Origin of the sequence: Serratia sp. P2ACOL2, from assembly GCF_003691565.1 — a bacterium.
Lineage (GTDB): Bacteria > Pseudomonadota > Gammaproteobacteria > Enterobacterales > Enterobacteriaceae > Serratia > Serratia liquefaciens.
Window position 1 is genome coordinate 1,613,757 of sequence record NZ_CP033162.1, and the last position, 23,662, is coordinate 1,637,418.

The 23,662-nt window shown below is 51.1% G+C and carries 32 protein-coding genes, 2 tRNA genes and 1 pseudogene; 32 read left to right on the forward strand and 3 right to left on the reverse strand.

All coding sequences use genetic code 11. From position 1 onward, the window contains the following. The first annotated feature begins 112 nt into the window (after positions 1-112). From EBA31_RS07705 to EBA31_RS07725, 5 genes are all read left to right on the forward strand, one after another. Positions 113-1,339 carry a site-specific integrase gene (locus EBA31_RS07705; RefSeq protein ID WP_122078126.1) on the forward strand — a complete coding sequence of 409 codons (1,227 nt, stop codon included), beginning with the start codon at positions 113-115 and terminating at the stop codon, positions 1,337-1,339. Continuing rightward, a complete protein-coding gene (locus EBA31_RS07710; protein ID WP_122078129.1) occupies positions 1,336-2,157 on the forward strand; it encodes a DUF6387 family protein in 822 nt (273 codons plus the stop codon). The genes EBA31_RS07705 and EBA31_RS07710 overlap by 4 nt, the downstream gene beginning before the upstream one ends. Positions 2,158-2,234: 77 nt before the next feature. Next, entirely contained in the window at positions 2,235-2,567 is a 333-nt protein-coding gene (locus tag EBA31_RS07715; protein ID WP_122078131.1) for an AlpA family transcriptional regulator, read from the forward strand. A gap of 127 nt (positions 2,568-2,694) precedes the next feature. Next, positions 2,695-2,979, forward strand: coding sequence for an AlpA family transcriptional regulator (locus tag EBA31_RS07720; protein ID WP_122078133.1), 285 nt, complete (start codon positions 2,695-2,697; stop codon positions 2,977-2,979). Positions 2,980-2,992: 13 nt separating this feature from the next. After that, positions 2,993-3,640 carry a BRO family protein gene (locus EBA31_RS07725; RefSeq protein ID WP_122078135.1) on the forward strand — a complete coding sequence of 216 codons (648 nt, stop codon included), beginning with the start codon at positions 2,993-2,995 and terminating at the stop codon, positions 3,638-3,640. A 157-nt stretch (positions 3,641-3,797) separates the two neighbouring features. Here EBA31_RS07725 and EBA31_RS27035 read toward each other — a convergent pair whose 3' ends face one another. Beyond that, positions 3,798-3,983: a YlcI/YnfO family protein gene (locus EBA31_RS27035; RefSeq protein WP_238387437.1), complete on the reverse strand. Its 186-nt coding sequence runs from the start codon at positions 3,981-3,983 to the stop codon at positions 3,798-3,800. A gap of 190 nt (positions 3,984-4,173) precedes the next feature. Here EBA31_RS27035 and EBA31_RS26740 point away from each other — a divergent pair, with 190 nt between their 5' ends. The 16 genes from EBA31_RS26740 (at position 4,174) to EBA31_RS07795 (ending at position 12,251) form a co-directional block, all read left to right on the forward strand. Next, on the forward strand, positions 4,174-4,434 hold the full coding sequence (locus EBA31_RS26740) for a host cell division inhibitor Icd-like protein (protein WP_162302929.1): 261 nt from the start codon (positions 4,174-4,176) through the stop codon (positions 4,432-4,434). Next, the gene (locus EBA31_RS07735) at positions 4,421-4,630 is read left to right on the forward strand and encodes a hypothetical protein (RefSeq protein WP_122078139.1); all 210 of its coding nucleotides are present in this window, start codon (positions 4,421-4,423) and stop codon (positions 4,628-4,630) included. Before EBA31_RS26740 ends, EBA31_RS07735 begins: the two co-directional genes overlap by 14 nt. Beyond that, positions 4,620-4,829: a hypothetical protein gene (locus EBA31_RS07740; RefSeq protein WP_122078142.1), complete on the forward strand. Its 210-nt coding sequence runs from the start codon at positions 4,620-4,622 to the stop codon at positions 4,827-4,829. Before EBA31_RS07735 ends, EBA31_RS07740 begins: the two co-directional genes overlap by 11 nt. Beyond that, on the forward strand, positions 4,813-4,956 hold the full coding sequence (locus EBA31_RS26745) for a hypothetical protein (protein WP_162302871.1): 144 nt from the start codon (positions 4,813-4,815) through the stop codon (positions 4,954-4,956). The genes EBA31_RS07740 and EBA31_RS26745 overlap by 17 nt, the downstream gene beginning before the upstream one ends. After that, positions 4,949-5,119, forward strand: coding sequence for a hypothetical protein (locus EBA31_RS26900; protein WP_202914194.1), 171 nt, complete (start codon positions 4,949-4,951; stop codon positions 5,117-5,119). Before EBA31_RS26745 ends, EBA31_RS26900 begins: the two co-directional genes overlap by 8 nt. Next, positions 5,112-5,345: a hypothetical protein gene (locus tag EBA31_RS07745; protein WP_122078144.1), complete on the forward strand. Its 234-nt coding sequence runs from the start codon at positions 5,112-5,114 to the stop codon at positions 5,343-5,345. The genes EBA31_RS26900 and EBA31_RS07745 overlap by 8 nt, the downstream gene beginning before the upstream one ends. After that, on the forward strand, positions 5,338-6,126 hold the full coding sequence (locus EBA31_RS07750) for an ORF6N domain-containing protein (protein ID WP_122078147.1): 789 nt from the start codon (positions 5,338-5,340) through the stop codon (positions 6,124-6,126). Before EBA31_RS07745 ends, EBA31_RS07750 begins: the two co-directional genes overlap by 8 nt. Then, on the forward strand, positions 6,123-6,428 hold the full coding sequence (locus tag EBA31_RS07755; protein WP_122078149.1) for a hypothetical protein: 306 nt from the start codon (positions 6,123-6,125) through the stop codon (positions 6,426-6,428). The genes EBA31_RS07750 and EBA31_RS07755 overlap by 4 nt, the downstream gene beginning before the upstream one ends. 88 nt (positions 6,429-6,516) lie before the next feature. Further along, a complete protein-coding gene (locus tag EBA31_RS07760) occupies positions 6,517-6,885 on the forward strand; it encodes a hypothetical protein (RefSeq protein WP_122078151.1) in 369 nt (122 codons plus the stop codon). After that, positions 6,885-7,487 carry a hypothetical protein gene (locus EBA31_RS07765; RefSeq protein WP_122078153.1) on the forward strand — a complete coding sequence of 201 codons (603 nt, stop codon included), beginning with the start codon at positions 6,885-6,887 and terminating at the stop codon, positions 7,485-7,487. Before EBA31_RS07760 ends, EBA31_RS07765 begins: the two co-directional genes overlap by 1 nt. Beyond that, positions 7,487-9,568 carry a DUF927 domain-containing protein gene (locus EBA31_RS07770; protein WP_122078156.1) on the forward strand — a complete coding sequence of 694 codons (2,082 nt, stop codon included), beginning with the start codon at positions 7,487-7,489 and terminating at the stop codon, positions 9,566-9,568. The genes EBA31_RS07765 and EBA31_RS07770 overlap by 1 nt, the downstream gene beginning before the upstream one ends. Continuing rightward, complete coding sequence (locus tag EBA31_RS07775; protein ID WP_122078159.1) at positions 9,568-9,912, forward strand: single-stranded DNA-binding protein; 345 nt, start codon at positions 9,568-9,570, stop codon at positions 9,910-9,912. The genes EBA31_RS07770 and EBA31_RS07775 overlap by 1 nt, the downstream gene beginning before the upstream one ends. A gap of 56 nt (positions 9,913-9,968) precedes the next feature. After that, positions 9,969-10,889, forward strand: coding sequence for a hypothetical protein (locus EBA31_RS07780; RefSeq protein ID WP_122078162.1), 921 nt, complete (start codon positions 9,969-9,971; stop codon positions 10,887-10,889). A gap of 101 nt (positions 10,890-10,990) precedes the next feature. Beyond that, positions 10,991-11,773 (forward strand): antitermination protein, encoded by a 783-nt coding sequence (locus EBA31_RS07785; protein WP_122078164.1) that lies wholly within the window; start codon positions 10,991-10,993, stop codon positions 11,771-11,773. A gap of 325 nt (positions 11,774-12,098) precedes the next feature. Continuing rightward, a tRNA-Ile gene (locus EBA31_RS07790) sits at positions 12,099-12,175 on the forward strand. A 1-nt stretch (position 12,176) separates the two neighbouring features. Beyond that, a tRNA-Gly gene (locus EBA31_RS07795) sits at positions 12,177-12,251 on the forward strand. Between the two features lie 944 nt (positions 12,252-13,195). On the opposite strand, the pseudogene EBA31_RS27040 reads toward EBA31_RS07795, so the two are convergent. Next, positions 13,196-13,581, reverse strand: a pseudogene (locus tag EBA31_RS27040) (helix-turn-helix domain-containing protein). 203 nt (positions 13,582-13,784) lie between these two features. On the opposite strand from EBA31_RS27040, the gene EBA31_RS07805 reads away from it, so the two are divergent. The 5 genes from EBA31_RS07805 (at position 13,785) to EBA31_RS07830 (ending at position 16,523) form a co-directional block, all read left to right on the forward strand. After that, a complete protein-coding gene (locus tag EBA31_RS07805; protein ID WP_122078167.1) occupies positions 13,785-14,141 on the forward strand; it encodes a phage holin family protein in 357 nt (118 codons plus the stop codon). Beyond that, a complete protein-coding gene (locus EBA31_RS07810) occupies positions 14,131-14,523 on the forward strand; it encodes a M15 family metallopeptidase (protein ID WP_122078170.1) in 393 nt (130 codons plus the stop codon). The genes EBA31_RS07805 and EBA31_RS07810 overlap by 11 nt, the downstream gene beginning before the upstream one ends. Beyond that, positions 14,520-14,906: a DUF2570 family protein gene (locus EBA31_RS07815; RefSeq protein WP_122078172.1), complete on the forward strand. Its 387-nt coding sequence runs from the start codon at positions 14,520-14,522 to the stop codon at positions 14,904-14,906. Before EBA31_RS07810 ends, EBA31_RS07815 begins: the two co-directional genes overlap by 4 nt. Before the next feature lie 217 nt (positions 14,907-15,123). After that, positions 15,124-15,378 carry a hypothetical protein gene (locus tag EBA31_RS07825; protein WP_122078176.1) on the forward strand — a complete coding sequence of 85 codons (255 nt, stop codon included), beginning with the start codon at positions 15,124-15,126 and terminating at the stop codon, positions 15,376-15,378. A gap of 443 nt (positions 15,379-15,821) precedes the next feature. Beyond that, the gene (locus EBA31_RS07830) at positions 15,822-16,523 is read left to right on the forward strand and encodes a hypothetical protein (protein WP_122078179.1); all 702 of its coding nucleotides are present in this window, start codon (positions 15,822-15,824) and stop codon (positions 16,521-16,523) included. A gap of 381 nt (positions 16,524-16,904) precedes the next feature. Here EBA31_RS07830 and EBA31_RS27240 read toward each other — a convergent pair whose 3' ends face one another. Further along, the gene (locus EBA31_RS27240; protein WP_122078181.1) at positions 16,905-17,375 is read right to left on the reverse strand and encodes a hypothetical protein; all 471 of its coding nucleotides are present in this window, start codon (positions 17,373-17,375) and stop codon (positions 16,905-16,907) included. Between the two features lie 373 nt (positions 17,376-17,748). Here EBA31_RS27240 and EBA31_RS07840 point away from each other — a divergent pair, with 373 nt between their 5' ends. Genes EBA31_RS07840 through EBA31_RS07865 form a run of 6 tightly spaced genes read left to right on the forward strand, consistent with a single transcriptional unit; the run spans position 17,749 to position 23,653 of the window. Next, positions 17,749-18,303 (forward strand): terminase small subunit, encoded by a 555-nt coding sequence (locus EBA31_RS07840; protein ID WP_122078183.1) that lies wholly within the window; start codon positions 17,749-17,751, stop codon positions 18,301-18,303. Beyond that, a complete protein-coding gene (locus tag EBA31_RS07845; RefSeq protein WP_122078185.1) occupies positions 18,278-20,203 on the forward strand; it encodes a phage terminase large subunit family protein in 1,926 nt (641 codons plus the stop codon). The genes EBA31_RS07840 and EBA31_RS07845 overlap by 26 nt, the downstream gene beginning before the upstream one ends. Position 20,204: 1 nt before the next feature. Continuing rightward, positions 20,205-20,411 carry a phage head-tail joining protein gene (locus EBA31_RS07850; protein WP_238387439.1) on the forward strand — a complete coding sequence of 69 codons (207 nt, stop codon included), beginning with the start codon at positions 20,205-20,207 and terminating at the stop codon, positions 20,409-20,411. Further along, the gene (locus EBA31_RS07855; protein WP_122078189.1) at positions 20,408-22,009 is read left to right on the forward strand and encodes a phage portal protein; all 1,602 of its coding nucleotides are present in this window, start codon (positions 20,408-20,410) and stop codon (positions 22,007-22,009) included. Before EBA31_RS07850 ends, EBA31_RS07855 begins: the two co-directional genes overlap by 4 nt. Positions 22,010-22,028: 19 nt before the next feature. Beyond that, positions 22,029-23,330 (forward strand): S49 family peptidase, encoded by a 1,302-nt coding sequence (locus EBA31_RS07860; protein ID WP_238387498.1) that lies wholly within the window; start codon positions 22,029-22,031, stop codon positions 23,328-23,330. Continuing rightward, positions 23,327-23,653, forward strand: a complete 327-nt coding sequence (locus EBA31_RS07865; protein WP_122078191.1) for a head decoration protein — start codon at positions 23,327-23,329, stop codon at positions 23,651-23,653. The genes EBA31_RS07860 and EBA31_RS07865 overlap by 4 nt, the downstream gene beginning before the upstream one ends. The last annotated feature ends 9 nt before the right edge of the window (positions 23,654-23,662 follow it).

Genomic DNA, 23,662 nt, shown 5'->3' on the forward strand with positions numbered 1-23,662 from the left:
CTGTTATATAAGTGTTTTTTGTGAATTATTGAACCGACCTTGAACCGACTTTAGGCTGATTGAACCGACCCTACAGCAACGAGATGCAGAAAAATCACGCGAGAGGCTATGCATGGCTTATGGAATGAACAAGCTCACGGACAAGAAACTTAGGGCTTTGCTGGGTAGGCAGAGCGAACGAGAGTCCAAGATCTCTGACGGGGCAGGGTTAATGGTTCGGGTCAGTAAGGCCGGCTCTATCAGTTGGTTCTACAAGTATCGCCTTGGCGGGCGTGATACCCCTGCTTTGATGCTCGCTTTGGGAAAATACCCTGATCTCACCCTTGCAAAGGCCAGAGAAAAGCGTGACCAGTGCCGCGCCTGGCTGGCAGAAGGGCGAGACCCTCAGCGAATGTTCAAACTTGGCAGGGAAGAAACGCTAAAGCCGGTGACGGTGAAAGAGGCTCTCGAATACTGGCTCACAGAGTATGTTGATGGAAACCTGGTGAACGATGTTCGATATCGGGAGCGGTTCGCTAATCACATATACCCCTTTATCGGCGATATGGCGCTCTCAGACTGCGAAACTCACCATTGGCTTACCTGCCTATCCAGAACGAAGAAAAACGCTCCTAGCGTCGCTGGGATGGTTTTACAGATGGGTCAGCAAGCCTTCAAGTTTTGCCGTATACGCCGTTATGCCGTTTGCCATGTTCTCGATGGGCTGACGATGCAGGATATTGGGGTCAAAACCAGTAAGCGGAAAAGGGTCCTGACTAGCAGGGAACTGACAGACCTGCTCGTAGGCTTAAAAAACGATTCGTTTTCGCCGTATTATACCAACCTGGTATCGCTTCTTATCTCGTTTGGTGCCCGTACCGGTGAAGTCAGGCTTTCGGAGCTCAAGGAGTGGGACCTGCGCGACAAACTATGGACCGTTCCTGAAGCACACAGCAAAAACGGCGAGAAGATAATCAGGCCTATTCCAGACCGCCTATGCCCGCTTATTGAGCAGCTAAAGCAGCAAAACAAAAAATCCGGGTTGCTGCTGGGGGAAGTGAAAACCGACTCCGCTGTTAGCCAGACAGGGCGCAAAATGTGCCAGCGGCTGGGGCACTCTGAGCACTGGCGACTTCATGATCTGCGACGAACCTTTTCCACAGGAATGAGCGATCTCGGGATTGCACCTCACATCGTCGAGCTACTACTTGGTCACACTCTGGGCGGCGTAATGGCAGTTTACAACCGTAGTCAGTACCTACCGGAGAAACTGGATGCCCTCAATAAGTGGGTTGAGCGGTTGGACTTATTTGCAGACAACCATGAAAATATTGTTATTTTAAAGGTCGGTGAAAAATGAAAAGGATCAAATTAAAGGCAGGCTTGCCTAAATGGTTCAATCTGAAAAATTATGAAAGTTTTTGCTCTATGAATGATGCTGAGCTGTTTTACCAGTTATCGGCGAGGTGGGATACCTATGCCTTTAGCGCTCTTATGGAGTTAGTTGAGATCGAATCAATTATCGGCACTGGTGTGATTGCCGATGCTAAAGCTAAATCAGAATTGCTACATAGAGATCTTGAGGGTGGGAATGAAGCCTTTGGAATGCTGGCTAAATCAGGAGGCGTTGAACCTCTTTCTATGCATGAACATTATCGTATTCATACAAATGTTGAGGAGTATGCAAGAGAAAAGGGATTAAGTGTAACGTCTAAATTTATAGATAAATTTCTCTTTCACCCTAAAAGCGTAAATTCTTTCATTGATGAAGAGTATGAAAATAATATGTATTTGAAAGTTGACTTGAGTTGGCCGGATGAACTCATTCTTAAAGATATGATTAAGCTATTGCCGCTATGGAGGGAAGCGTTAAATGCCAAACCGGAAATGGAGCATAACGGCTATGGTTGGGATTCGGTGAAAAAGAAAATATTGGATTATTCGCTTTTCCCTTTGATAGATTTGCTTATTTGGGAAGGTAAAACCGATAATAAAATAACCAATGGTGTCTTGGCTGTGTCTGTGTACCCACAAGGCGACTATGATGCAACAAACATCACTCAGACCATTAAGCCAAATCTAGAAAAAATCTTCAATTTTTATTCTATAGAAAAATGCAGGCGAGAATTGTTAGATAGAAAATTGTTGCCTTTAAAGAAAGTAGATAAACATTTATAAAATTCATGTAATGCGAGAGTATTTGATTAGGTAAAGAATAGCCTCCACCAAGCAACATTAAGACAGTGGAGGCTTATATGCCAAACAAACAGATTGACCCATTAGACGTTCAACCAATTTTTATCACGCCAACTTCTGAACAGCGCCGAGCCATTCTTGCTGAATATGGCGAACGAACCGACCGTAATACCAAAGAACCAGAACGTGAGCACATTACAGGTATTAGTCGCTCCACAGCTCACGTACTGGAACAGAAAGGCTTATTTCCTGCCCGCCGGCACATTGGCCGCAGAACGTGCGCCTGGCTATTGAGCGACCTTCTTTGGTGGATTCGTAACCCTCCAGCTATCGGTGGTGTACATAATCCACATGAACGCCGCAAAGCCAAAGCAGCAGCGGAGGCGAACTAATGACTAGAACTGTTGGGGCGTCACATTTGTATGGTTTCTCATACAACAACAAATCTTGTTACTGGGTTTTTATCCAGTATTTTAACGCTAAACTGTTCTCCATAGCTTCCAAACAAAAGGAGACAGTATGTTAGAGGCCACCTTTACACCACCCACACCAGAACAGCGCCGCAGCATTTTGGCGGAGTATGGGTTCACCTACGATAAACGCATCCGCGAACGTGAGTGCTTGGATATTACCAGCCTATCCCGCACCACCCGCTGGCAGTTTGAAAATGAAGGTAAGTTCCCGGCCCGCTGCCACTTTGGCCGTAATTCATGCGCCTGGCTTCTCAGTGATGTGTTGTGGTGGGTTCGAAATCCACCAGCCGTTACAAACGTTAATAACCCATATAGCCGCCGCTCCGTTTAACGAGGAATAACCAATGAAACTGAAAAGTACGGCCATTCTTGGTCGGGGCCAAACTCACCCTGAATTCACCTCCGGCGCCAATATCGCGGAGCTTAAATTCCACAACCAGGTGGTAATTCCCTTCGACAATGGTGACGGGAAAATATGGTTCACGGCTGAGCAACTGGCCAAGCTGCTCGGGTATGCGGATGTAAAGCAGGTGAACAAGATTTTCCAGCGTCACAAGGAAGAGTTTACTGAAAGCATGACGATGGTGACCAAAGTGACGGTCAGCAATAAAAACAATCAGTTAGAATACGTTCAAATCCGGCTGTTCTCTCTTCGCGGCGCTCACCTGATCGGCATGCTTTCGCGTACCAAGATCGCTAGGGAGCTGCGTATTTGGTTGCTGGACCTTGCCGAGCAAGAAACCCAGCCACAGGCATTGGATCTGGCAAACCTCAGCTTCGCCTCATTGAAGGATTTTTCGGTAAAACAGATCACCGATTTTCTCGTTAAGGCCGAGGAATATTCGAAGCGGGAAAACGGCACCAAGGGCAGCATGAAAATGCACCGCCGTAAAAAAGAGAAGAAAGCGATCGAGAATGCAGATCGGGCCGCAAAGCAATTCATCTTTTTCACTCTGGGGCTTGAGTTCGCTGATGGGGAGGTGTGCAAATGATGGCTGATTACTACAAAGAAAAAGGCAGCACCGCAAATGCTGCCCTTTGGGATGACGGCTTTCTCAATCAGAAGCACTGTCAGTATATTGCAGAACGACGGGGTAGGCACTACGAAAATTTCGTAGGTCATATCTCAACCTGCACAAAAAGTGTAGGTCAGCTCTCTGGCGATTCCTTGGGTTTCTTGCGCTGCCGGCGTTTAATCTCGCCCTGCATGGCAGTGACAATGAATTGCCCTGTAGTTTCTCCGTCTTCTTTGACTGACTCCATCGCCTCCACTACCTCATGCGGGGCGCGAGCCTGCACCTTCTGTGATTTTGCATTAATTGCTTTCGTTGCCAAAGCTGAAACCTCCTGTTGTTGGTGGAGGACAGTATACACAAAAGATAAAGCAGAAAAAGTATTGACGTGCCTCCACCTTGGATTTAAAGTGGAGTCCACCTTGAGTTATTTAAGGTGCGTATATGACGAAGCCCAGAAGGACGGCAATCCGCTCTGGGCCTCTAACCACAACGTAACTGAGACTTACATTATGGCATGTTCACATGATACCCAAACTCGGCCCGCGAAAACATACCTCTGGCGATTTATCGCCCTCAATCGTATTGATTTGAAATCCGTGCCGTGCCGCCTGTCTGTGGAAGCAGCAACCGAACGTGACGCCCGCCGCATTCTGGCACCGCACTTTATCCTCTCACTGGCTGCCCGTCTGCCGATCCAAGGGGTGATGGAAATGATCACTCCTTCAACCGTAGAGAAAACCTCTATGGAGGTGCGCTATGCACAAGCCTAATCAAATTCCCGGCATTGCCGGAAACTATTCAGCTCGCATCATGCTGACCATTGAGAACGGCAAAGTTACCAGCGAACGCATGATCGGCGACGGAGAGATTCTCGCCACCCTCGACACCTTCATCGAGCTGGCACAGCGTGCTGGCTGGCATGTGTCACCTGAACGCCCTGATCTGGAGGCTGCCCATGTCGCATGAAAATGGACTGAGCGAGGCGTGCAAACAGGCCGACCAACTGAACGCGCTGCTGGTGGCCATGACCCTCGCGTCGGACGAGCTTGATACGACGGATCTGCAAACGTTGGTCACATTGGCCTTTGATTTGGCTGGTGGGCCAGCCTGCTGGTTACTGGAAGAACAACATCGTCGGGAGAAGAAAAATGCGCAGACCTCGTAATTACAAAATGCTGTCGGAAATTGTGGCCGAGCTGTTGGTGGTGACCGGTGTTCTGTTTTTCACACTCGGTAGTCTGGTTGGATTTGTTTATCTGTTGGGAGTGATGGTGGGGGACCACGATGCGTAGCGTTAATGTACTTGATGCCATCAATGCCCTTGCCAAAATCCAGGCGTTGGCCGCCGCTGCTGGCTATCTGACGTCGAGTGAGCGTGAGGAACAGATTTGTTTTGAACTCGTCGATTTGATTGAGGAAATCGCCCGGCGTGGTGCGGAGGCTGAAAATGAGTAAAACCTACACCTATCAGGTGAATGAGGATGTGCTGTTGCACTTGCAGCGATCGCTGGATTTGCTGAACTGTGCGCAGCTCATCATCAACGCGCAGGACAAGCATATGCAGAAATACGTCATGTCGCTGGTGGATGTTGCCGAGGATTTCACTCAACGGGCAGCTAACGCGCTGGATCTCGGCGAACAGTCCACGGTGGAAAATGAACAGGGGGTGTGCAATGGCTAAGAAAACCGAACTGATGGCCGTCGAGGCCAAAGACCTGCAGGTCATCGAGTATCGCGGGCAGCGTGTGGCGACTACCGAGCAGTTGGCGGCTGGGTATGGTGCGACTGAGCAGATGATCACGAATAATTTCAATCGCAACAAAACGCGCTTTGTTGAGGGGAAGCATTACTTCAAGTTGAGGGGGGAAGAAGTAGAAATTTTGCGCAACTCTTTCAGCGGTGTGCAAATTTCCTCGAAAGCACGATCTCTCACGCTATGGACTGAGCGCGGAGCTGCCAACCACGCGAAGATATTAGAAACCGATCAGGCGTGGGAATACTACAACGACCTGACTGAGTTCTACTTTACCCACCGCGATGCCAAGGCATTACCTGCGCCAGTGGAACTGTCCAAGCTGGAAATCATCCAGATAGCTCTCGAGTCCGAAAAGGGCCGCCTCGCAGCAGAAGAACGGGCCAACTATGCGGAGCGCACCAAGTCGCAGATTAGTCGCAAGCGCGAAGCCTCTGCCCTTGGCAAACTTAGTGCGGCCACCCGTAAATGCCGGGATCTGGAAGAACGTCTGGGCGAAAGCGTGAAGCATGCAACCATCACCAAGGTGGGAGGTAAGACCGGCAGTGAGTACAAATTCGTGGATCTGCGCCGTTGGTGTAAGGCGAACGGGGTCACTGCGGTCGATGTGCCTGATCCGCGTTATGGCAGCGTCAAGTCCTGGCCGGCGGGTGCATGGCTGGACGTGTACGGCATTGATCTGCGCAAGCTCTTCGGGGGTGAACTGTGAGCTATATCGAACAGATTTTGTCACGCACCGATATCAGCAACGAAGACACCGAACAGCTGAAATTCATCCGCATGCACTCTGAAGGTGCCTATGTGGGTTTACTGTCCGGGCTTGGAGCAATCGGCAATATCGCTTTCTGGGCATGTGACAACAAAGAATATACCGACAATATGGCGCGAACAGATCTTCACGCACTCGGCGAAATGTTGATGTATATCCCAGGTATTACAGCAGCACTTAAATTTAATGCGGATGAGGCCGATTTTGCCATTAATGATCGTGAGCAAAAAAAGAAACGCTGAAACCCAACGTTAATTAATTGCCATCAACAAATTTAATACCGACGCCGGTCGGGGGCTTCACTCGGCCGGAATTCGGGAAGGACATACTATGACTCACTCAATTGAATTAAATCGCAAGCACATTGCGGAGGCGTTTGTGGATTATTGCAAGCGTCGCAGCGGTGGACACCCGGTGTGTACGGTGACGGTCAATCGTCAGCAGGTCATCCTTGGCGAGCTGAGCGCTGACGCGGTACACCGGTGCCTGACAGATTGCTTTGAAGTGGAATGCTACAAAAAATACGGGCAGGCCAACAGCCTCAAATTATTGGCGTCTACGTATTCCGGCATGTTGAATAAAGACAACAGCAAATTAACGCCGGAAGGTATTGCGTTCATGGCGTCATTGATGAGCAATGCGGTGGAAATGGCACTGAAAAATCCGAAGGGCAACACCCTTGGTTTGGAGATGTATTAATGGCAACGGAAACTACCCCTGAAATTATTCGCTCTGGCGAGTTTATTCTGACTCCAGGTCTGTCTGAAGGTGGGCTGGGTGATATCACTGTTCATGAGCAGGATGGAAAGGTTTTTGTTGCAAAAGTATTGGTGAAAGATATTCCTCAGTGGGTCAATGACCGCGAGCACAGTTGTGGGCTGCTGGAGTCTGAGTTAATGACGTTTTGGCTCCTCTACACCGGTAACCCATCAGACGCAGATTCGTTGCTGTTCTGGCGCTGGCGTTTTGTGGACAGCTGGCGGAATTATCAAACCGAGTTAACCGGTGCGCCATCCTTCACGCATGAAGTTAATGGCAATCTGAATATTTTGCCGATGTATCCCCGCGCCATGCGTTTCGCCGTAGCCAGTCATATGGAAGGCACCATGATTGAACATCTGGGCGAAGAGGAAGGTACCCGGATGGCATTGAACATGTATGCACAAATGGTGGCACCGCCAGATTCTCCCCATTGGCTGACTCCGTTGGGAATCGAAGCGGTAGAAAGGCTGAAACTGGTGTTTTTCGAGGCTATTGAGCTGATTGACAAAGGTCCACTTCCTGAAGAGGTGATGCACTAATGAGTAGTTCAATCAAAACACCGGATGGCGTCGCACATGCGCAGTGGCCGGATGCACTGTTCTCCAGCGTTTATCGCTGGGTGATGGGCAGGCCTGTGATGCGGAACGAAGCGGCAGCAGCGGTAAAGCGGACCAAACAGGCAACGCCGGAAGGCGATTTGGCGAGAAAGCTGAACACGATGGTTCTTGGTGATTCCGTGAGTCCAGAATGGTTGGCGGACAATGGTTTCCAGTCGCACAGGTCGCCAGAAGCTGCCAGGGAAAAACGTGAGACGCTGGTGCTTGAATATATCGAGCGCAAATCCTTGGCACTTGCCCTTTCTGACGGTGAGCGGATAAATCGCTTGTTCAATCAGGTCACAGACAAGACGGATCAGGCTCGAAAGCAGGCAGCACCTTCTGGACTCAAACCTTATGTTGATGCCCGGAACGGTGGGCTGTACTGGGTGGAGCCTAAAACCGATCGGGATACTGGCGAGATCAATGAAAAGGAAAGCTGGCTATCAACGTTGGCGGAGGTGGTGGGCGTTGGCGAGGATGATGCGGAGCGTTACCTGATCCTCGCCTGGACACCGGAAGGCAGTGATGAGCGACGTACGGAAGCCGTACCCCTGCGTGATATTGGTGAACGTGACGGCTGGGCAAAACTCAAGGCTGGCGGGATGCTGATCACCTCAAAGAGCGGTCTGAGGGCCATTCTTGCCGATCACCTACAGCGCAGTGGCAAACGTGACATGTGGGCAATTGCCAGCGCCAGCGGCTGGCAGAGTGGCGCTTACATCATGCCCGACGGTGAGGTGTTGGGGAAACCTGAAAAACCGGTACTGTTCAATGGACGTTCCGCCGCCGCACGGGGTTATACCGTCAAGGGAACGTCGGAGAGCTGGCGTAGCCGTGTGGCCATGCTTGCGAAGGGGAACCCGTCAATGATGCTGGGCATTGCCTGTGCACTGGCTGCACCGCTGATTGGTATCGCGGGGGCTGATGGCTTTGGTGTTCACCTGTTCGGTGGTTCGTCGGCGGGTAAAACGACCACCGGCAATGCGGCCAGTACGGTTTACGGTGAACCGGATGCGTTAAAGCTGACCTGGTATTCAACGGCGCTCGGGCTGGTGAACGAAGCGGCGGCACACAACGATGGATTTATGCCATTGGATGAAATCGGCCAGGGCAGTAACCGCAAGGCGGTGGCTGATGCGGCTTATGCGCTCTTCAACGGGGTGGGCAAGATCCAGGGGGCAAAGGATGGCGGCAACCGGGATATCAAGCGCTGGCGGGCGATGGCCTTCAGTACCGGTGAGATTGATATGGAAAGCTATATCCGGGCTGATGGCGGAAAAATTAACGCCGGGCAACTGGTGCGCCTGCTTAACGTGCCGATCACCAAAGCGACGCAGTATCACGGTTATGCCGACGGTAAGACGCATGCTGATGCCATGCGCGACGCCTGCAAGCAGAACTATGGTGTTGTGGGCCGTGAGTGGATCAACCAGCTTGCCAGCCAGAAAAAGGCGGCGGTTGAAGCTGTGCGTGCTGCCGAACGCCGTTGGTTGGGGCTGCTGCCCGAGGAAGCCAGTGAGCAGGTTCGCCGGGTGGCGTCACGCTTTGCTGTGTTGGAAGGTGCCCTGATCCTGTCGAAATCGCTGACCGGGTGGGGCGAGCAGGAAAGCCGCGATGCCCTGCAGCACAGTTTCAATGCTTGGGTGAATGAATTCGGCATGGGTAACCGTGAGGCCAAGGCCTGGGTAGAACAGGCGGAAGCCTTTTTGCAGCGCTTTGGTTATAGCCGGTATATGCCGCATCCCAACAGCGATCCGCGTGACTTGCCGATTCGGGATTTGGCGGGCTATCGGGAAGAACGGCCAGGACTTGAAACGTTGATATTTCATACCTATCCGGCGGTGTTTCGTGACGAGATCGCCGCTGGTGCTAACCCTGTCGCCTTTGCTCAGGCCCTGGCCGATGCGGGCATGTTGGATAAGCCCACCAAAGGAATGACCAAAAAAACGTTGAGAATTAACGGCAAGCAGCCGCGCTTCGTCGTGCTGATGATGCCGGACGACACCGAGGAGGAAGTGTAATGACCGCACATATCGCAGCACACGGCCGGCTGGTGGCTGACGTGCAAATCAAGACCACCAGCAACGGGCATTCGATGGCGCTTGGACGTATGGCAGTGTCGTTGCCGTGTCATGGTGCCGATGATGGACAGTCCACCTTCTGGCTGGCGGTCACGGCGTTTGGCAAGCAGGCGGACTTTCTGGCAAAGCACAGCAAAGGCGACCTCATCAGCGTATCCGGGACGATGAACATCAATCAATGGACCGGCGGTGATGGCCAGATGAACACCGGGTATCAGGTGCTGGCCGATTCGGTTATCAGTGCACGCACGGTGCGCAGTGGTGGCAAGCGTCAGGGCCACTAACGAGGAGGGCGGTCAGCGGGCCGCCAATTCCAAGGTGAACACGGGGTGTGCAATTCATGAAAGACCAGAAAGCCGAAATCCTGCGCCTCAAGCGAGAGGGCAAGGGGTATAAAACCATTTCCCGCCTCACCGGCGTGAACCTTAACACGGTAAAGACCACCTGCCGCCGGTCGGGGCTGTTTCGCGATAATCCTGAACACCGGGTGCTTTTCACTATCCCTGAGCGAAAATACTCCACGGCAGTAGCTATTCCCAAACCGTTGCCGCTTCAGCGTGCTGTCACAGGTGATAAGCAAACCGATGCGTATTTGTGGGTACTGGAGGTGATTAAGACCGGAGAGCCTGCGCACATTGCGGCAGCGGAAGAAGCGTTGAAAAAACTGACGATCACACCGAAGCAGGCGCAGACCAATTATACGCACCATTTGCAGGCTCAGGGCGCGGGCTGGACCTCGGTGTTTTCCACGATGTGGATGGACAATCCTCAGCATTATATCGACCAGGCAAAAGCACAACATGAGAAGGCTGGCTCTGTACGTGGTGTATTTGGCAATCTTGAGGCGGCCTTCGAACCCGTCGCGGCTGAGTGCCGGATTGAGGAGGTGTACGGGCCGTGTCGGGAGATTTACTGCGATTATATGGCAAAAGGGCCGGGGGAGTTCGCCTTTACTGATGTGTTACCCGAGCCCTACACGTTGAGCGATGTTGTGAGGGAGATCCAGTATTGGGATTGGCTATCATCAATGCGTGGCGGAGCACACAAAGAACTTTACCCCGATGAATATGCCCATGAAGACACGCACTTGTGGGATAGGGAACAATTTCTTGACCATTTACTGGATACGATCAGGCCGATCACCCGCGCTGAGGCGCTCGATGTGCTGAAGTGGTATCTGGATCACCCACGCTATCAGGATATGAACGCGGATAGCGACGGGGTGTATCTGAATCTGATCGGCATGCATGAAGTGGCTTAGTGCTGGTTGTGGTGTTGTTGCGTAAAATGCAATGAAGTGAGTTATGTTGCAATTTGTGCAATAATTGACGCATTGATTTCATTGCGTGAAAGGTGGCAAAAATGAGACTGGAAGCGTCGTTAAAGCACTTCAGCCCGCAGGGCTTGGCAATTACGGATTCTTCATCGGGTACCTCGGCTGACCGTATTACTGGCACTGATGTTATGGCTGCGCTGGGGCTGACGGAATCAAAGGCTCGTTTCGGCATGGCGGCATTTCTGGGTAAAACCGGCATCAGCAGCGAAGACCGGGAGAGAGCTATCGCAGAGCTTACTTTATACGCGATGAAGAAGGCACCGAAGCACGTCGGTAAAGTCGCCGGTCGCCGCATGGCCCGCTGTATGCAGATTTTGGCATCGTTGGCCTATGAGGATTATTCACAATCAGCAGGTGCCAGTGTGACCTGTCACGGTTGCCACGGAAAAGGGCTGGTGGATATCGAGCGTGATGTTGTGACTTACCCTGGATACATCGGCATGGACGGTGAGGAGAAAATCGCGCCAACGACCAAACGGCAGGTGGTGGGTGAGATGTGCCAGACCTGCAACGGTAAGGGCAAGATCCATAAGCGCTGCCGAAACTGCAAGGGAACCGGAAAGGCGCTCGATCGTGAGGCAACCAAGGCCAGCGGCGCACCGGTGATTAAAGATTGCGAGCGGTGCGGCGGGAAGGGTTTCAGCCGTATGCCGTCATCCGTGGCCTACAGGGCGATCACTGCGCTATTGCCCGACCTGAATGAAAGGACGTGGCGGCGGAACTGGAAGCCATTCTACGAGGCGTTAGTAACGAAATGCGAGATCGAGGAAGGGGTGGCGGACGCAGAATTCACCAAGGTGACGCAATAATGTTTTTTGAACGAATGCTTGATTTGTCCGAACTTGGCGTGTAGCCTTCAAATTGTGGAAGGAAGCATCCAAAGCACATCACGATAAAAATATCATCGAAACCCTGCCAGCAATGGCGGGGTTTTTGCGTTTTATAGCCACGCCGCCGGGCGAGCGCCGGTCTCCAAAACCGAGCGAAGAAGGTTCGACTCCTTCCGGGGCTGCCAAATTCCCGATGGGACTTGAAGACCTCAGTAGAGGCCGCGCTCAGGTAGGGCGTGTTGATTGTAAAGAAATATCAATGGGTATTGTGTGGTTATGCTGGCTGCTTTAGTATTCGCGCCTCGGCCCTTTAGCTCAGTTGGTTAGAGCGCGCGACTCATAATCGCTCGGTCGCTGGTTCAAGTCCAGCAAGGGCCACCAAGCGGTCATCGTATAATGGCTATTACCTCAGCCTTCCAAGCTGATGATGTGGGTTCGATTCCCACTGCCCGCTCCAGAAAAAGCTTTTCAGCCTGCGATGATGGGATTACCCGGAGTGGCTGGAAAGCGCATCAGAAGGGCGCATTTGGTTTTGATACGCACTATCGATCCCTATATTGGGTTATCTGAATGCGTCCCTCGATGTGAAGTGATCGCCGGGAAAGACCGGCAACCATTCGAACCCATGGCCCGGTCTATGGGCCCTTTACTTGCTATCCAAGTGTTTTCTGAAAAATTGGCTTGCTTATGTATTTTTTAAAACATCTCGATTAAGGTGTTCTTTCTACAGTGAATCCCCCTAGCGGTGGGGCGAATCAGCAATGTGAGTTAATGCTTAAAAGGACGCGAGTCAGGGATGCTGGACAAAGGCTCACCGGGAGGCACCCGGCACTGTAGTTCCAAAGCATCTAAGGGCGCAATCTTTGCTCATACTCTTGTGTCCTTCGATGTGGAGTGACCGTTGGGAAAGACCAAAAACCTCGGGACGCCGCAATAAATATTGTTGCGAATAAAAACCAAGGGTTAATAGCTGACAGCCGGGAAAGACCGACTACAGGCCCTGGCATCTGCCGGGGCTTTTTAATAGTTCCATATCTCGCCGATAAAAAACAAAATAAACATAACTCCAGAACTAAAAGCCAACACCATTACGACAAACCAGTCACGCATAATTACCTTCATTGTTAAAAAAAAGCCCTGAGACAGCGATGTCACTCAGGGCTAATGGGGTAGGAACAACTATCTACATGACTGGTTCTGGGCCAGTGTCATTATTTTAGCTGCTTGGTAATTACTGTCTAATGGTCAGTATTAAAAACGATTTTATATCGCAATATTAGAATTTTTAAACATCTAATTGTCGCAATATCGATGGTCTTTGGTCTGGAATCTTACCATTGGTGTATCCCTATAGATGAGGTAGACAGGATGTCTCTTTAGTGTTGACGGTTGGAACAGATTTCAACCCACTATTGGTTCCACCGTCTGTGTGGTCAATTGTTCAAGGGAACAATCATAGATAGCCGCAAGCTTCATGCGTGTTTTCTTCTGTGGTTTTGAAAACGTTGATTCCCATTGCGAAACAGCCGATTGAGTCGTGTCTAGTTTTTTGCTACAGCATGCTGTGATAGCCCACGATAAATACGCCAGGCTGCAACTAGGCTAACGTCCCGAAAGTTCATGATGGAAACAACGTCCTGAGGGGGGTGTTGGTCGTTATGTTTATCTAACTGATATGGTACAGGCTCCCAGCCTTTATCGTTGAGAAGGTCGTTAAATTCTGCGTTGGGAAAAACTGCACACTGTAGTTTATCCGCTGTATTGCTGAGATATTGAAATTTTGACATGGTTGAGTTCACTAAATAGGTAAGAGTTAATCTAGTTATAGAAACGGTTTTTTCCTGTTTTTAACAACATACCCACACGGGGTAGTTATTTATTTAGTTGATAATCAAATAATGTCAAATTCATGTGATATCTGAATGCCACGCCTGCCACGCCTGCCACGCATAAGCGTGGCTTTTTACTTTCTGAAACCCGGAGCCGGGCAATGAATAATCAACACCTGCCGCCGGGATTCCTGGAGGCAACTTTGCTGTGGATGAAAACCAATGCGCCAGTGCTTTACGGCTCATTCGCTGCGTTCGGCATGGCTACCTTACTGACCTTACGTGATGGCAAATCGTGGTTGGATGCCGTTATCGCCGGGGCCATTTGTTTGCTGATTTCTCTCGGCGTTATTAATTCCCTTGAGCTATTCGGGATGAGCCAAGACAACGCGCTGCTGATTGGCGTTGTGATCGGTGGAATAGGTGTCGAGCGTTGCCTGGCAATCCTCCGCGCTTTCTCAACGATGAAAACGCATGTGCCAATGGAAGAGAAGGATAAACCGAAAAATGACCGCTAATTATCGTTTCAGCGAACGCAGCGAGAAAAATCTCGTTGGCGTCAACCCCGCGTTGGTAGCGGTTGCACGCCGGGCACTTGAGCTATCACCCGTAGATTTCGGTATCACGGAAGGGCTTCGTAGCCGAGAACGTCAAAAACAGATGGTTGCAGCCGGCGCCAGCCAGACGATGAACAGCCGCCATCTGACCGGGCATGCTGTAGACGTAGTGGCCTATCTTGGCAGCAATATCAGTTGGGAATGGAAATACTACGAGCAGATCGCCATAGCCTTTAAGCAGGTAGGCGCGGAGTTGGCCACGCCGATCGAGTGGGGCGGTGATTGGAAAACCCTGAAGGACGGGCCGCACTTCCAGTTACCACATCGGGATTATCCGGCATGAATAGCTGGTTGGCGGTGGTAAAGAACGGTGGATTAGTGGCGCTGCTACTTACCGCTATTTGCCTTGGTGGCTATAGCTCGTTGTTATCGCATCGATTGGATCTGGCACGGCAACAGTCTGCCGAGCAGCAAAAGACCTTGGCACAGCAGGCCGGGTTGATAGCCACTCTGCAAACACAGGATGCTCAGAACCGTGCACTGATGGCTGCCCAGCAACAGCAGGAACAGCAGTTACGCCAGCAAAGCGACCTGTACCAGAGGAAATACCGTGAAGCGATCAAAAACGACAAGTGTGCTGCTCAGCGGATGCCTGATGCTGTTCTTGAGCTCTTGCGCGGAACGGATACCAACGCCGCCAGCACCGATCGTCCTGTTGCCCCCTGAATCGGTATTCAAAACCTGCGAACAGCCAACCCTGCAGGGCGACACTTGGGGCGATGCCTTGAGCTACACGCTGGCATTACAAACAGCTTTATCAATCTGCACCGGCCAGGTGGCCACTCTGAACCAATGGCGAGAGAGCACTGAGATTTTTTGACTCTTCATATCCTTATCAAGCTTAAGGTATATTCTTCAGGCGATCGCAATCAAAGGAGGATGTATGAAGAGTATCGCCGATTTTATGGACGAAAGTAATGGAACTGGTCCGGCTGTAGGAAAGCAATTTCAGCTTTATGGCATGCCGATAGGTGAGTTCAAGGGTATGTTCCTGCAGACAAACACTCTGATATTTAGTCGTGACGGATGCACAATGGAAGTACCCGTAATGACAAAATTATCAATTCCCATTGCAGGAATTTCACCTGAGGCCAAAATATCTAACCCTGTATTACAGGATATTATACTCAGCGAATGATTTTTTGGCGCATCAACCATAAACCATCTTAACGGTGGTTTTTTTATACCTTAAGATTATATGAAAATTATAGTAAGGGGCCGCCAGGTTTCATTGCTTTTGAAAAGGTCATCATAGATATCGGGAAAGGTATGAAACCCATTCTCGGCTAGAACGAACGGAGCTCTTCCAGCCATGATGAGGCGTTTCGATATGCCTAACTCAATGGGATACATAATTTTCCCCACGATTTGGCTAGATGATTGTATTAAAATTATTTTCAAGGGGTTTACTACTTGTTTTCACGGAGATGTTTATTTGCTAGCGATGGCACAACTATGATGGAGTGAAAGTTAACATAGATAAAAGTTAATGTTTAACTCTCGAGTTTACAAAGCAGATTAGCGAGATTTTTGCTAATCATAAATCGAGAAATGAAGTTATAACTTTAACAAGGAGTCTATATGTGGGCTAAAAAAATTAAAGATGAGATTTTTCACGGTGTTCTGTGTAATAAGCTAACAATGGATCTTGGGGACAAGAGTGTTTCCTCTGTATTGGCAGGGCATTTAGATGCTACCATTTTTGATAATCATCCACCCTATGGCTCTATAGGGGATACGAGCATCATTATTGCTTTTGCATTTGGTAACCGTGAAAATGTTACTGGGTCAAAGAATGAGTTGGCGCAACCAGGACCAATGAACAATGACCTTGCTGATTGCTGTGCCAGGGTCTACCGCATGAAACCAATGCGTATGTATGTTCAGTGGGAAATTGCACGCTACTTGTCTTCAAAAGAAATGTATCCTGATATCCCCGCGGAAGACATTGTTTCGATTGAGCCAGAATGGGATGGGCAAGGAAATCTAACTTATCTTAGTACTGATGGTGTATTGCAAGCTATCATCAATAAATATTTCGGGGGTAATCCAGCGGCGGTTGGGACAGCAGCTGTTATCGGGCATGGCGATCATGTGAAGCGTTGCGTGATGACATGTCAAATGCGTAATGTTAAAGGATATGCACTGAAGGAGGTAACTCTTCCCGTATGGTATGATAACCAATCTTCTCAAGCTTGGACTCGCCGTAGAGATTTATATGTTTTAAATGATATGGCAAATAGATTGATGATGGTTGCTCAAAAAAATATTAATACGCAATAAATATCATTTCGTTAACATCCGAAACACTTCTTTTGGTCGCTACTGGCGACCTTTTTTTTAACCACAGAGCAATTATCCGAGACTGCTACGTACCGCATGATAACTAAAGCCATTATCTTGCATCCACCGAGAGCACGAGCAAGCTGATGGCTTTCTTATCTAAAACCCAAAACAACATAAATGGAGTATATATGGAAGATGTCGTTCAACTTACCGTATATCAAAACAGTCCGCACATTTGGTCTGGTGGGCTAGAAGGGAAGGGGTTGGCTTTATGGCTTCTGGGTAAGGCAAACGCAATTTTGGCGCTTGAATTTCACCGTGAGCATTTGGATGAGGCCAGAGAGTCTTTTATCGAGCTCCAAGCCTCGGAACATCTGCTCAATGATTATGCAAGCCTTGGGTTATCTCAGAAAATGACGGATTCCATTCATCCTCTGAGCATGGAGGTAGTGCAGTTTGACCGGGATATTGGTGGTGAATTTCAAAGGCTAAGCCATCTCTCACCGAATCAGGTAAAACCAATACCTCCATTGGGATATTCAGAGCTATCAGTTCTTGGTGAAGCACGAGAAGAGTTTCTGAGAAAGAAAGTGCAGTTATCTGAGTTGGTGACCAACCGGTACGAACAAAAATTAGGTGACTGAGAGCTCTACCTCCAAGAAGTGGTTCCCAGTCGGCGGAGTACTTATTACGGTGCTCAATGATGAGCAAGTCAAGCCGCAGCAAAATTTCAGCATGAAGCCAAGCCTTATAGTATGGGATACCTTCGCCCTCGGAGCTCCAGCCTTTCACTCTTGCAATGTGATTTGCGTGTTTGCGAAAAAGTGATTGTAGTTTGTTAATGTCCATGACGAACCTCCTTCGATCTTAGGTGTTGGGGGCGAAAGGATATACCAAGGAGAATTTTGCTACAAATATGGCCGGAGAAATTGGAGCTAGATCTTTTTTATACTTGTAACTTGCCGAAAACCAAATGCATTTAAGCTTTCCGGGTCCTTCCTGGAGTTCAAAACACCGAGGGGCGGTAGACGCGCGAAAAGTCGCTATTTATGAGCTTTTTGGACGCGGATCCTACTTCCTTCTCACTTAACACCTAACGCATTGTTTTTACTTAATTCACCTATAGCCAGAGCGGGAAGTGATCCTATCGAGATCCTCTCGATTTTCGGGAAATCACTTCCCGGTTAAAAAAATGTTAATGAAAAGGAGTTTCGGGGGATTTATGAATGTAACAAAGGCACAACTGGCGGATCTCTTCGAAGTTTCAACGCGCACGATCACCACATGGCAATCGCAAGGAATGCCGGTAGTGGCCGGCGCTGGTAATGGTGGTAAAGGCGGGGAAAACACCTATTCGACAAAGGACGTTATTACCTGGTACGCCGACCGCGAGGCCTCGTTAGAAAACGAGATATTGCGTAAAGAGCTGGATGCCCTGCAGCAAAGCGGGGATGAGGCCTTGCAGCCCGGCACTATCGATTATGAGCGCTACCGTTTAACCCGCGCTCAGGCCGACGGCCAGGAATTAAAGAATGCTAAAGACTCCGCCGAGGTAGTGGAAACCGGCTTCTGCATGTTTGTCCTGTCAAAGGTTGCGGGGGAGATTGCCGGCATTCTTGACGGCATTCCTCTCTCAATGCAGCGGCGCTTTCCTGACCTGGAAAATCGGCATATCGAATTTTTAAAGCGGGATGTGGTTAAAGCCATGAATAAAGCGGCTGCGCTGGATGAAATTCTTCCGGGGTTGCTGAATGAGTATATCGAACAAACGGATTGATCGGCTGCGTTATTGGGTTGCCGCCGGTCTGCGTTCGCTATTCCGCCCCGTTCCTATGACGGCGGTCGAATGGGCTAACGAATTTTATTACCTCCCCAAAGAATCCTCCTATCAAGAGGGGCGCTGGGAAACGATGCCGTTTCAGGTTGCGATCATGAACGCAATGGGGAGCGATGACATCCGGGAGGTAAACCTGATTAAGTCGGCGCGCGTCGGCTATTCAAAAATGTTGCTGGCCGTCGTGGCGTATTTTATCCAGCACAAACAGCGAAACGGGCTGTTGTGGCAGCCGACGGATGGCGACGCTGAAAATTTTATGAAGTCGCACGTCGAACCGACGATCCGCGACGTTCCCAGTCTCTTGGCAATGGCGCCCTGGTACGGAAAAAAACACCGCGATAACACGCTTTCGATGAAGCGTTTTTCGAACGGTCGGGGTTTCTGGTGCCTGGGAGGTAAAGCGGCAAAAAACTACCGTGAAAAATCGGTCGATTATGTTGGCTATGACGAACTGGCCGCCTTTGATGAGGATGTGGAGAAAGAGGGTTCGCCGACGTTCCTGGGCGATAAGCGCATAGAAGGCTCAGTGTGGCCAAAGTCGATACGCGGATCTACACCGAAAATCCGGGGCATATGCCAGATAGAACGCGCTGCCAGTGAATCCGGGCATTTGATGCGTTTTCATGTGAAATGCCCACATTGCGGCGAGGAACAGTTTTTAAAGTTCGGCGATCGTGAAACGCCATACGGTTTTAAGTGGGAATCAGGGAAGCCGAAGACGGTTTTTTATCTCTGTGAGCATAACGCCTGCGTGATACGCCAGCAGGAACTTAATTTTAGTGGTGCGCGTTATATCTGTGAAAACACGGGCCTTTACACGTCTGATGGCCTCCGCTGGTTCGAATCGACGGGGCAGGAGGTTGATCCCCCTGAATCAGTATCCTTTCACATCTGGACCGCTTACAGCTCGTTTACCACCTGGGCGCAAATCGTTAAGGACTTTAGAAAGACGAAGGGCGACCCGGGCAAGCTGAAAACGTTCACCAACACGACGCTTGGCGAAACCTGGGCCGAGGAAGTGGGGGAGCGGCCGTTACCTGAAACCCTGCTCGAGCTGGCCGAACACTACCGGGCAGAAGTGCCTGAACGTGTGGTTTACCTCACTGCCGGCATTGACTCCCAGCTCGACCGTTACGAAATGCGTGTTTGGGGCTGGGCGCCAGGTGAAGAGGCATTCCTGATCGACCGCGTGATTATCATGGGGCGGCACGATGAAGAGGAAACGTTGCTGCGTGTTGATGAGGCCATCAACAAACAGTATCAGCTGGCCGACGGCACGATCATGACCATTGGCCGCGTTTGTTGGGACACCGGCGGTATCGACCAGACGATAGTTTATAACCGCTCGAAAAAGCTGGGCCTCTTCCGGGTAATCCCGATCAAGGGCGCCAGCGTTTATGGGAAGCCAGTGGCCAACATGCCGCGCAAGAAAAACAGCCACGGCGTTTTTCTGACAGAAATCGGCACTGACGTCGCCAAAGAAGTCATTTACAGCCGCTACAAACTGGAACGCTCCGCTGATGGCTCCCCCGTTCCTGGGCTTATTCACTACCCGAATAATCCGGCAGTTTTCGACCTGACCGAAGCCGAGCAGATGACGGCAGAGGAACTCATAGAAAAATATGAGAAAGGGAAAATTAAATTGCTCTGGGACGCCAAAAAACGCCGAAACGAGGCCCTCGACTGTTTTGTTTATGCCCTGGCGGCTTTGCGTATCAGCGTTTCGCGCTGGCAGCTGGATTTGGATGTGTTACTGGCCAGCCGCCAACAATCACCGTCCGGCCAGCAGGCCAGAAATAATAATGACTTGGCCGCCCTGGCGGCTCAATTGGGAGGATAACGTGGCGACACTGGCACAATTGGAAGAAGCCCGAAAAGCCTTGCACGAACTGCTGACGGGTAAACGTGTGGCATCGATTCAAAAAGACGGGCGCGCCGTGACATTCACCTCCGCCACGTTAAACGAGCTGCGCGCCTATATCTCTGATTTAGAGGTTCAACTGGGGTTAGCCAGTCGGCGCCGTGGCCCGGTGGGGTTCGGGGTATGACTAAAAATCTAACTTTACTCGGCCCGGATGGCGCGACGCCGCTGCGTGAATACGCCGGTTATACCGGTGGCGGTGTGGGCTTTGGTGGCCAAATTGCCGGCTGGCAACCGTCTTCACAAAGCGTAGACGCCGCATTACTGCCGCAATTTGAACGGGGGAACGCCCGGGCGGATGACCTGGTACGAAATAACGGTTATGCGGCCAATGGCGTGCAGTTGCACCAGGATCATATCGTCGGCTCCTTCTTTCGTCTTAGCTATCGACCAAACTGGCGCTATCTCGGTATCGCAGAGGAAGAATCCCGGGCGTTTTCTGACGAGATAGAGGCGGCCTGGCGAGAGTACGCAGAGGACCCTGATTGTTGCCTGGACGTGGAGCGCAAACGAACCTTTACGATGATGATCCGTGAAGGCGTGGCCATGCACGCGTTTAACGGGGAGGTCTTTACCCAGCCTTGCTGGGATCGTGCTCCGCATCGGCTGTTTCGAACACAGTTTAAAATGGTCAGCCCCAAACGTATCCGAAACGCGCCCGGAGTGCTCGACAGCAAAACGCAGCGCGCCGGTGTTTCGCTGGACAAATATGGTGCCGCCATTGGTTACAACGTGGTGGATGACAGCTATCCGAGCTGGGGCACCCGCCGCGTTTCCTACGTGCCCCGTGAGCTGGCAAATGGTCGGCCGGCGATGATCCACATTTTTGAACCCCTGGAGGATGGCCAGACGCGTGGAGCCAACCGGTTTTACAGCGTGATGGAGCAAATGAAGATGCTCGATACGCTGCAGAACACGCAGCTGCAGAGTGCGATCGTTAAGGCGATGTATGCCGCAACCATTGAATCTGAGCTGGATACAGAAAAGGCGTTTGATTACATCCTGGGGGCAGGGAACGTGAAAGGCCAGGAACCCCCGATGAATAAATTCCTGGAGCAATACCTGATTTATTACCAGGCCGCGCAAGTGAAGTTTGGCGGCGCCAAAGTCCCGCACCTGTTCCCAGGGGACAAACTGGAACTGAAAACCGCGCAGAACGCGGATAACGGCTATTCAGTCTTTGAACAGTCGTTGCTGAGATACATCGCAGCCGGCCTGGGGGTGTCCTATGAGCAGCTTTCCCGTGATTATTCGCAGGTGAGTTACTCCAGTGCCCGGGCATCGGCTAATGAATCCTGGCGTTACTTCCTTGGTCGCCGCAAGTTTATTGCGTCACGCCAGGCGAGCATGATGTTTTCCTGTTGGCTGGAAGAAGCATTGATCCGTGGGGTGGTAAAAATGCCATCCCGCGCACGTTTCTCATTCAGTGAGGCGCGATGTGCCTGGAGTAATTCAGAATGGATCGGCGCCGGCCGCATGGCCATTGATGGCCTGAAAGAGGTGCAGGAGTCCGTCATGCTGATAGAGGCGGGCTTAAGTACCTTTGAAAAGGAATGCGGCAAGCTGGGCGAAGACTATCAGGAAATTTTCCGGCAGCAGGTTCGGGAGGCAGAAGAACGCAAGGCAGCCGGCTTAACACAGCCTGCGTGGGTGGCTGCAGCTTTCCAGGCTCAGCTGCAGAATTCTACACAAAACGAGGGAGGTCAGCGTGGATCAAGCGCGTAACTTGCCCCATATCGCCAGTATGGCACTCAATGAGCCGCTTTTATTAGAACCCGCCTACGCGCGGGTTTTCTTTTGCGCGTTGGGTAACGAGCTGGGTGTGGGGCGCCTGATTGATGGCACAACAAATACGGTCTTATCACCGCCGCAAATGACTGAATTAGCCGCGTCCTATGGTCCCGGACGCGTGACTGTCTCGGATAACGGCTATGACATCCAGGACCGGATCGCCATTGTCCCGATATCGGGGACGTTGGTCAGCAAGTCCGCCGCTTTGCGTCCGTATTCTGGCATGACCGGCTACAACGGGATTGTTTCCAGGATAACAGCGGCAATTAACGATCCCGGCGTTGACGGGATTTTGCTTGATATGGATACCCCGGGCGGAATGGTCGCCGGCGGATTTGATGCGGCCGATATGATCGCCCGCCTGCGTAATCAAAAACCGATCTGGTCATTGGCCAACGATATGAACTGCAGCGCCGGGCAGTTGCTGGCCAGCGCGTGCTCTCGGCGCCTGGTCACGCAAACGGCTAAAGCCGGCTCTATCGGGGTGTTGATGGCCCACAGTAATTACGCCGGCAATCTGAAGCAAGCCGGTGTCGATATCACCCTTATTTTTGCCGGTGCTCACAAGGTGGACGGGAATCCCTGGGAAGCCTTGCCAAAAGAAGTTCGGGCAACATTTCAGGCAAAAATGAACGCCATCCGGCAATCCTTTGCGGACAAAGTATCGGGCTATACCGGTATTTCTGTTCAGGCGGTGCTCGATACCGAAGCGGCCGTGTATACCGGCCAGGAATCGATAGACGCAGGTCTGTCTGATGAACTGGTTATCAACACCGATGCGTTAGCGGTCATGCGTGAGGCTATCAGTAACTCAAAAGTAACCCGGTCTATAGGAGGCCAAATGTCAGTAAATCAAACCCAAACCGTAGCGGATACGCCAACCGGGTCGGAAGTGGCCACAGCACAAACGGCAGCGGATCCGGCAGCGGCTCAGCCCGCAGGAAGTGTAACAGCGGCCGTTAATAATGCCATTCAGGCCGAAAATGCCCGCATCATGGGGATTTTAGATTGTGATGAGGCCAAAGGCCGGGGCGTCTCTGCGCGTGCCCTGGCAGCTACGCCAGGCATGACGGTAGAAAATGCCCAGCGCATTCTTGCCAGTATGCCGGAAAGCGCTCAGGCCCGGACTGAAACGGGACTTGATCGCCTGATGGCTGATTCTCCCGAAGCGCTGGGCCAGGGGAGAGGTGAAAACAAGGCGCAAGACGGGGTATCGCGTTTAGCGTCATTCTTAACGCAAGGGGAAAATGCATGACCGTAGAACAGCGTAATGATCATCGAGTTTTTGCCGGCAGCGATACGGCACACACCGCAAAGGCCTGCAGTGGGCTGACCAAGGCAACTCTGGCACTGACGCCTCTGATGCTTGCGGCCGAAGGTGGTTTACTGGTGGCCTGGGATGGCGCAGCGGCAGGAACGGCTGTCGCCGTGTTGGCGCTACCACATGATGGCATCGCACCCTTGCTGACCTATTACAAGTCGGGGACGTTTGCTATTGAGGTGATCGCCTGGCCTGACGGTGTGACCGATCAGTTAAAACAAAATGCGTTTATCGGTACCGCCCTCAGCGTTGCTTAAGACGGTTTC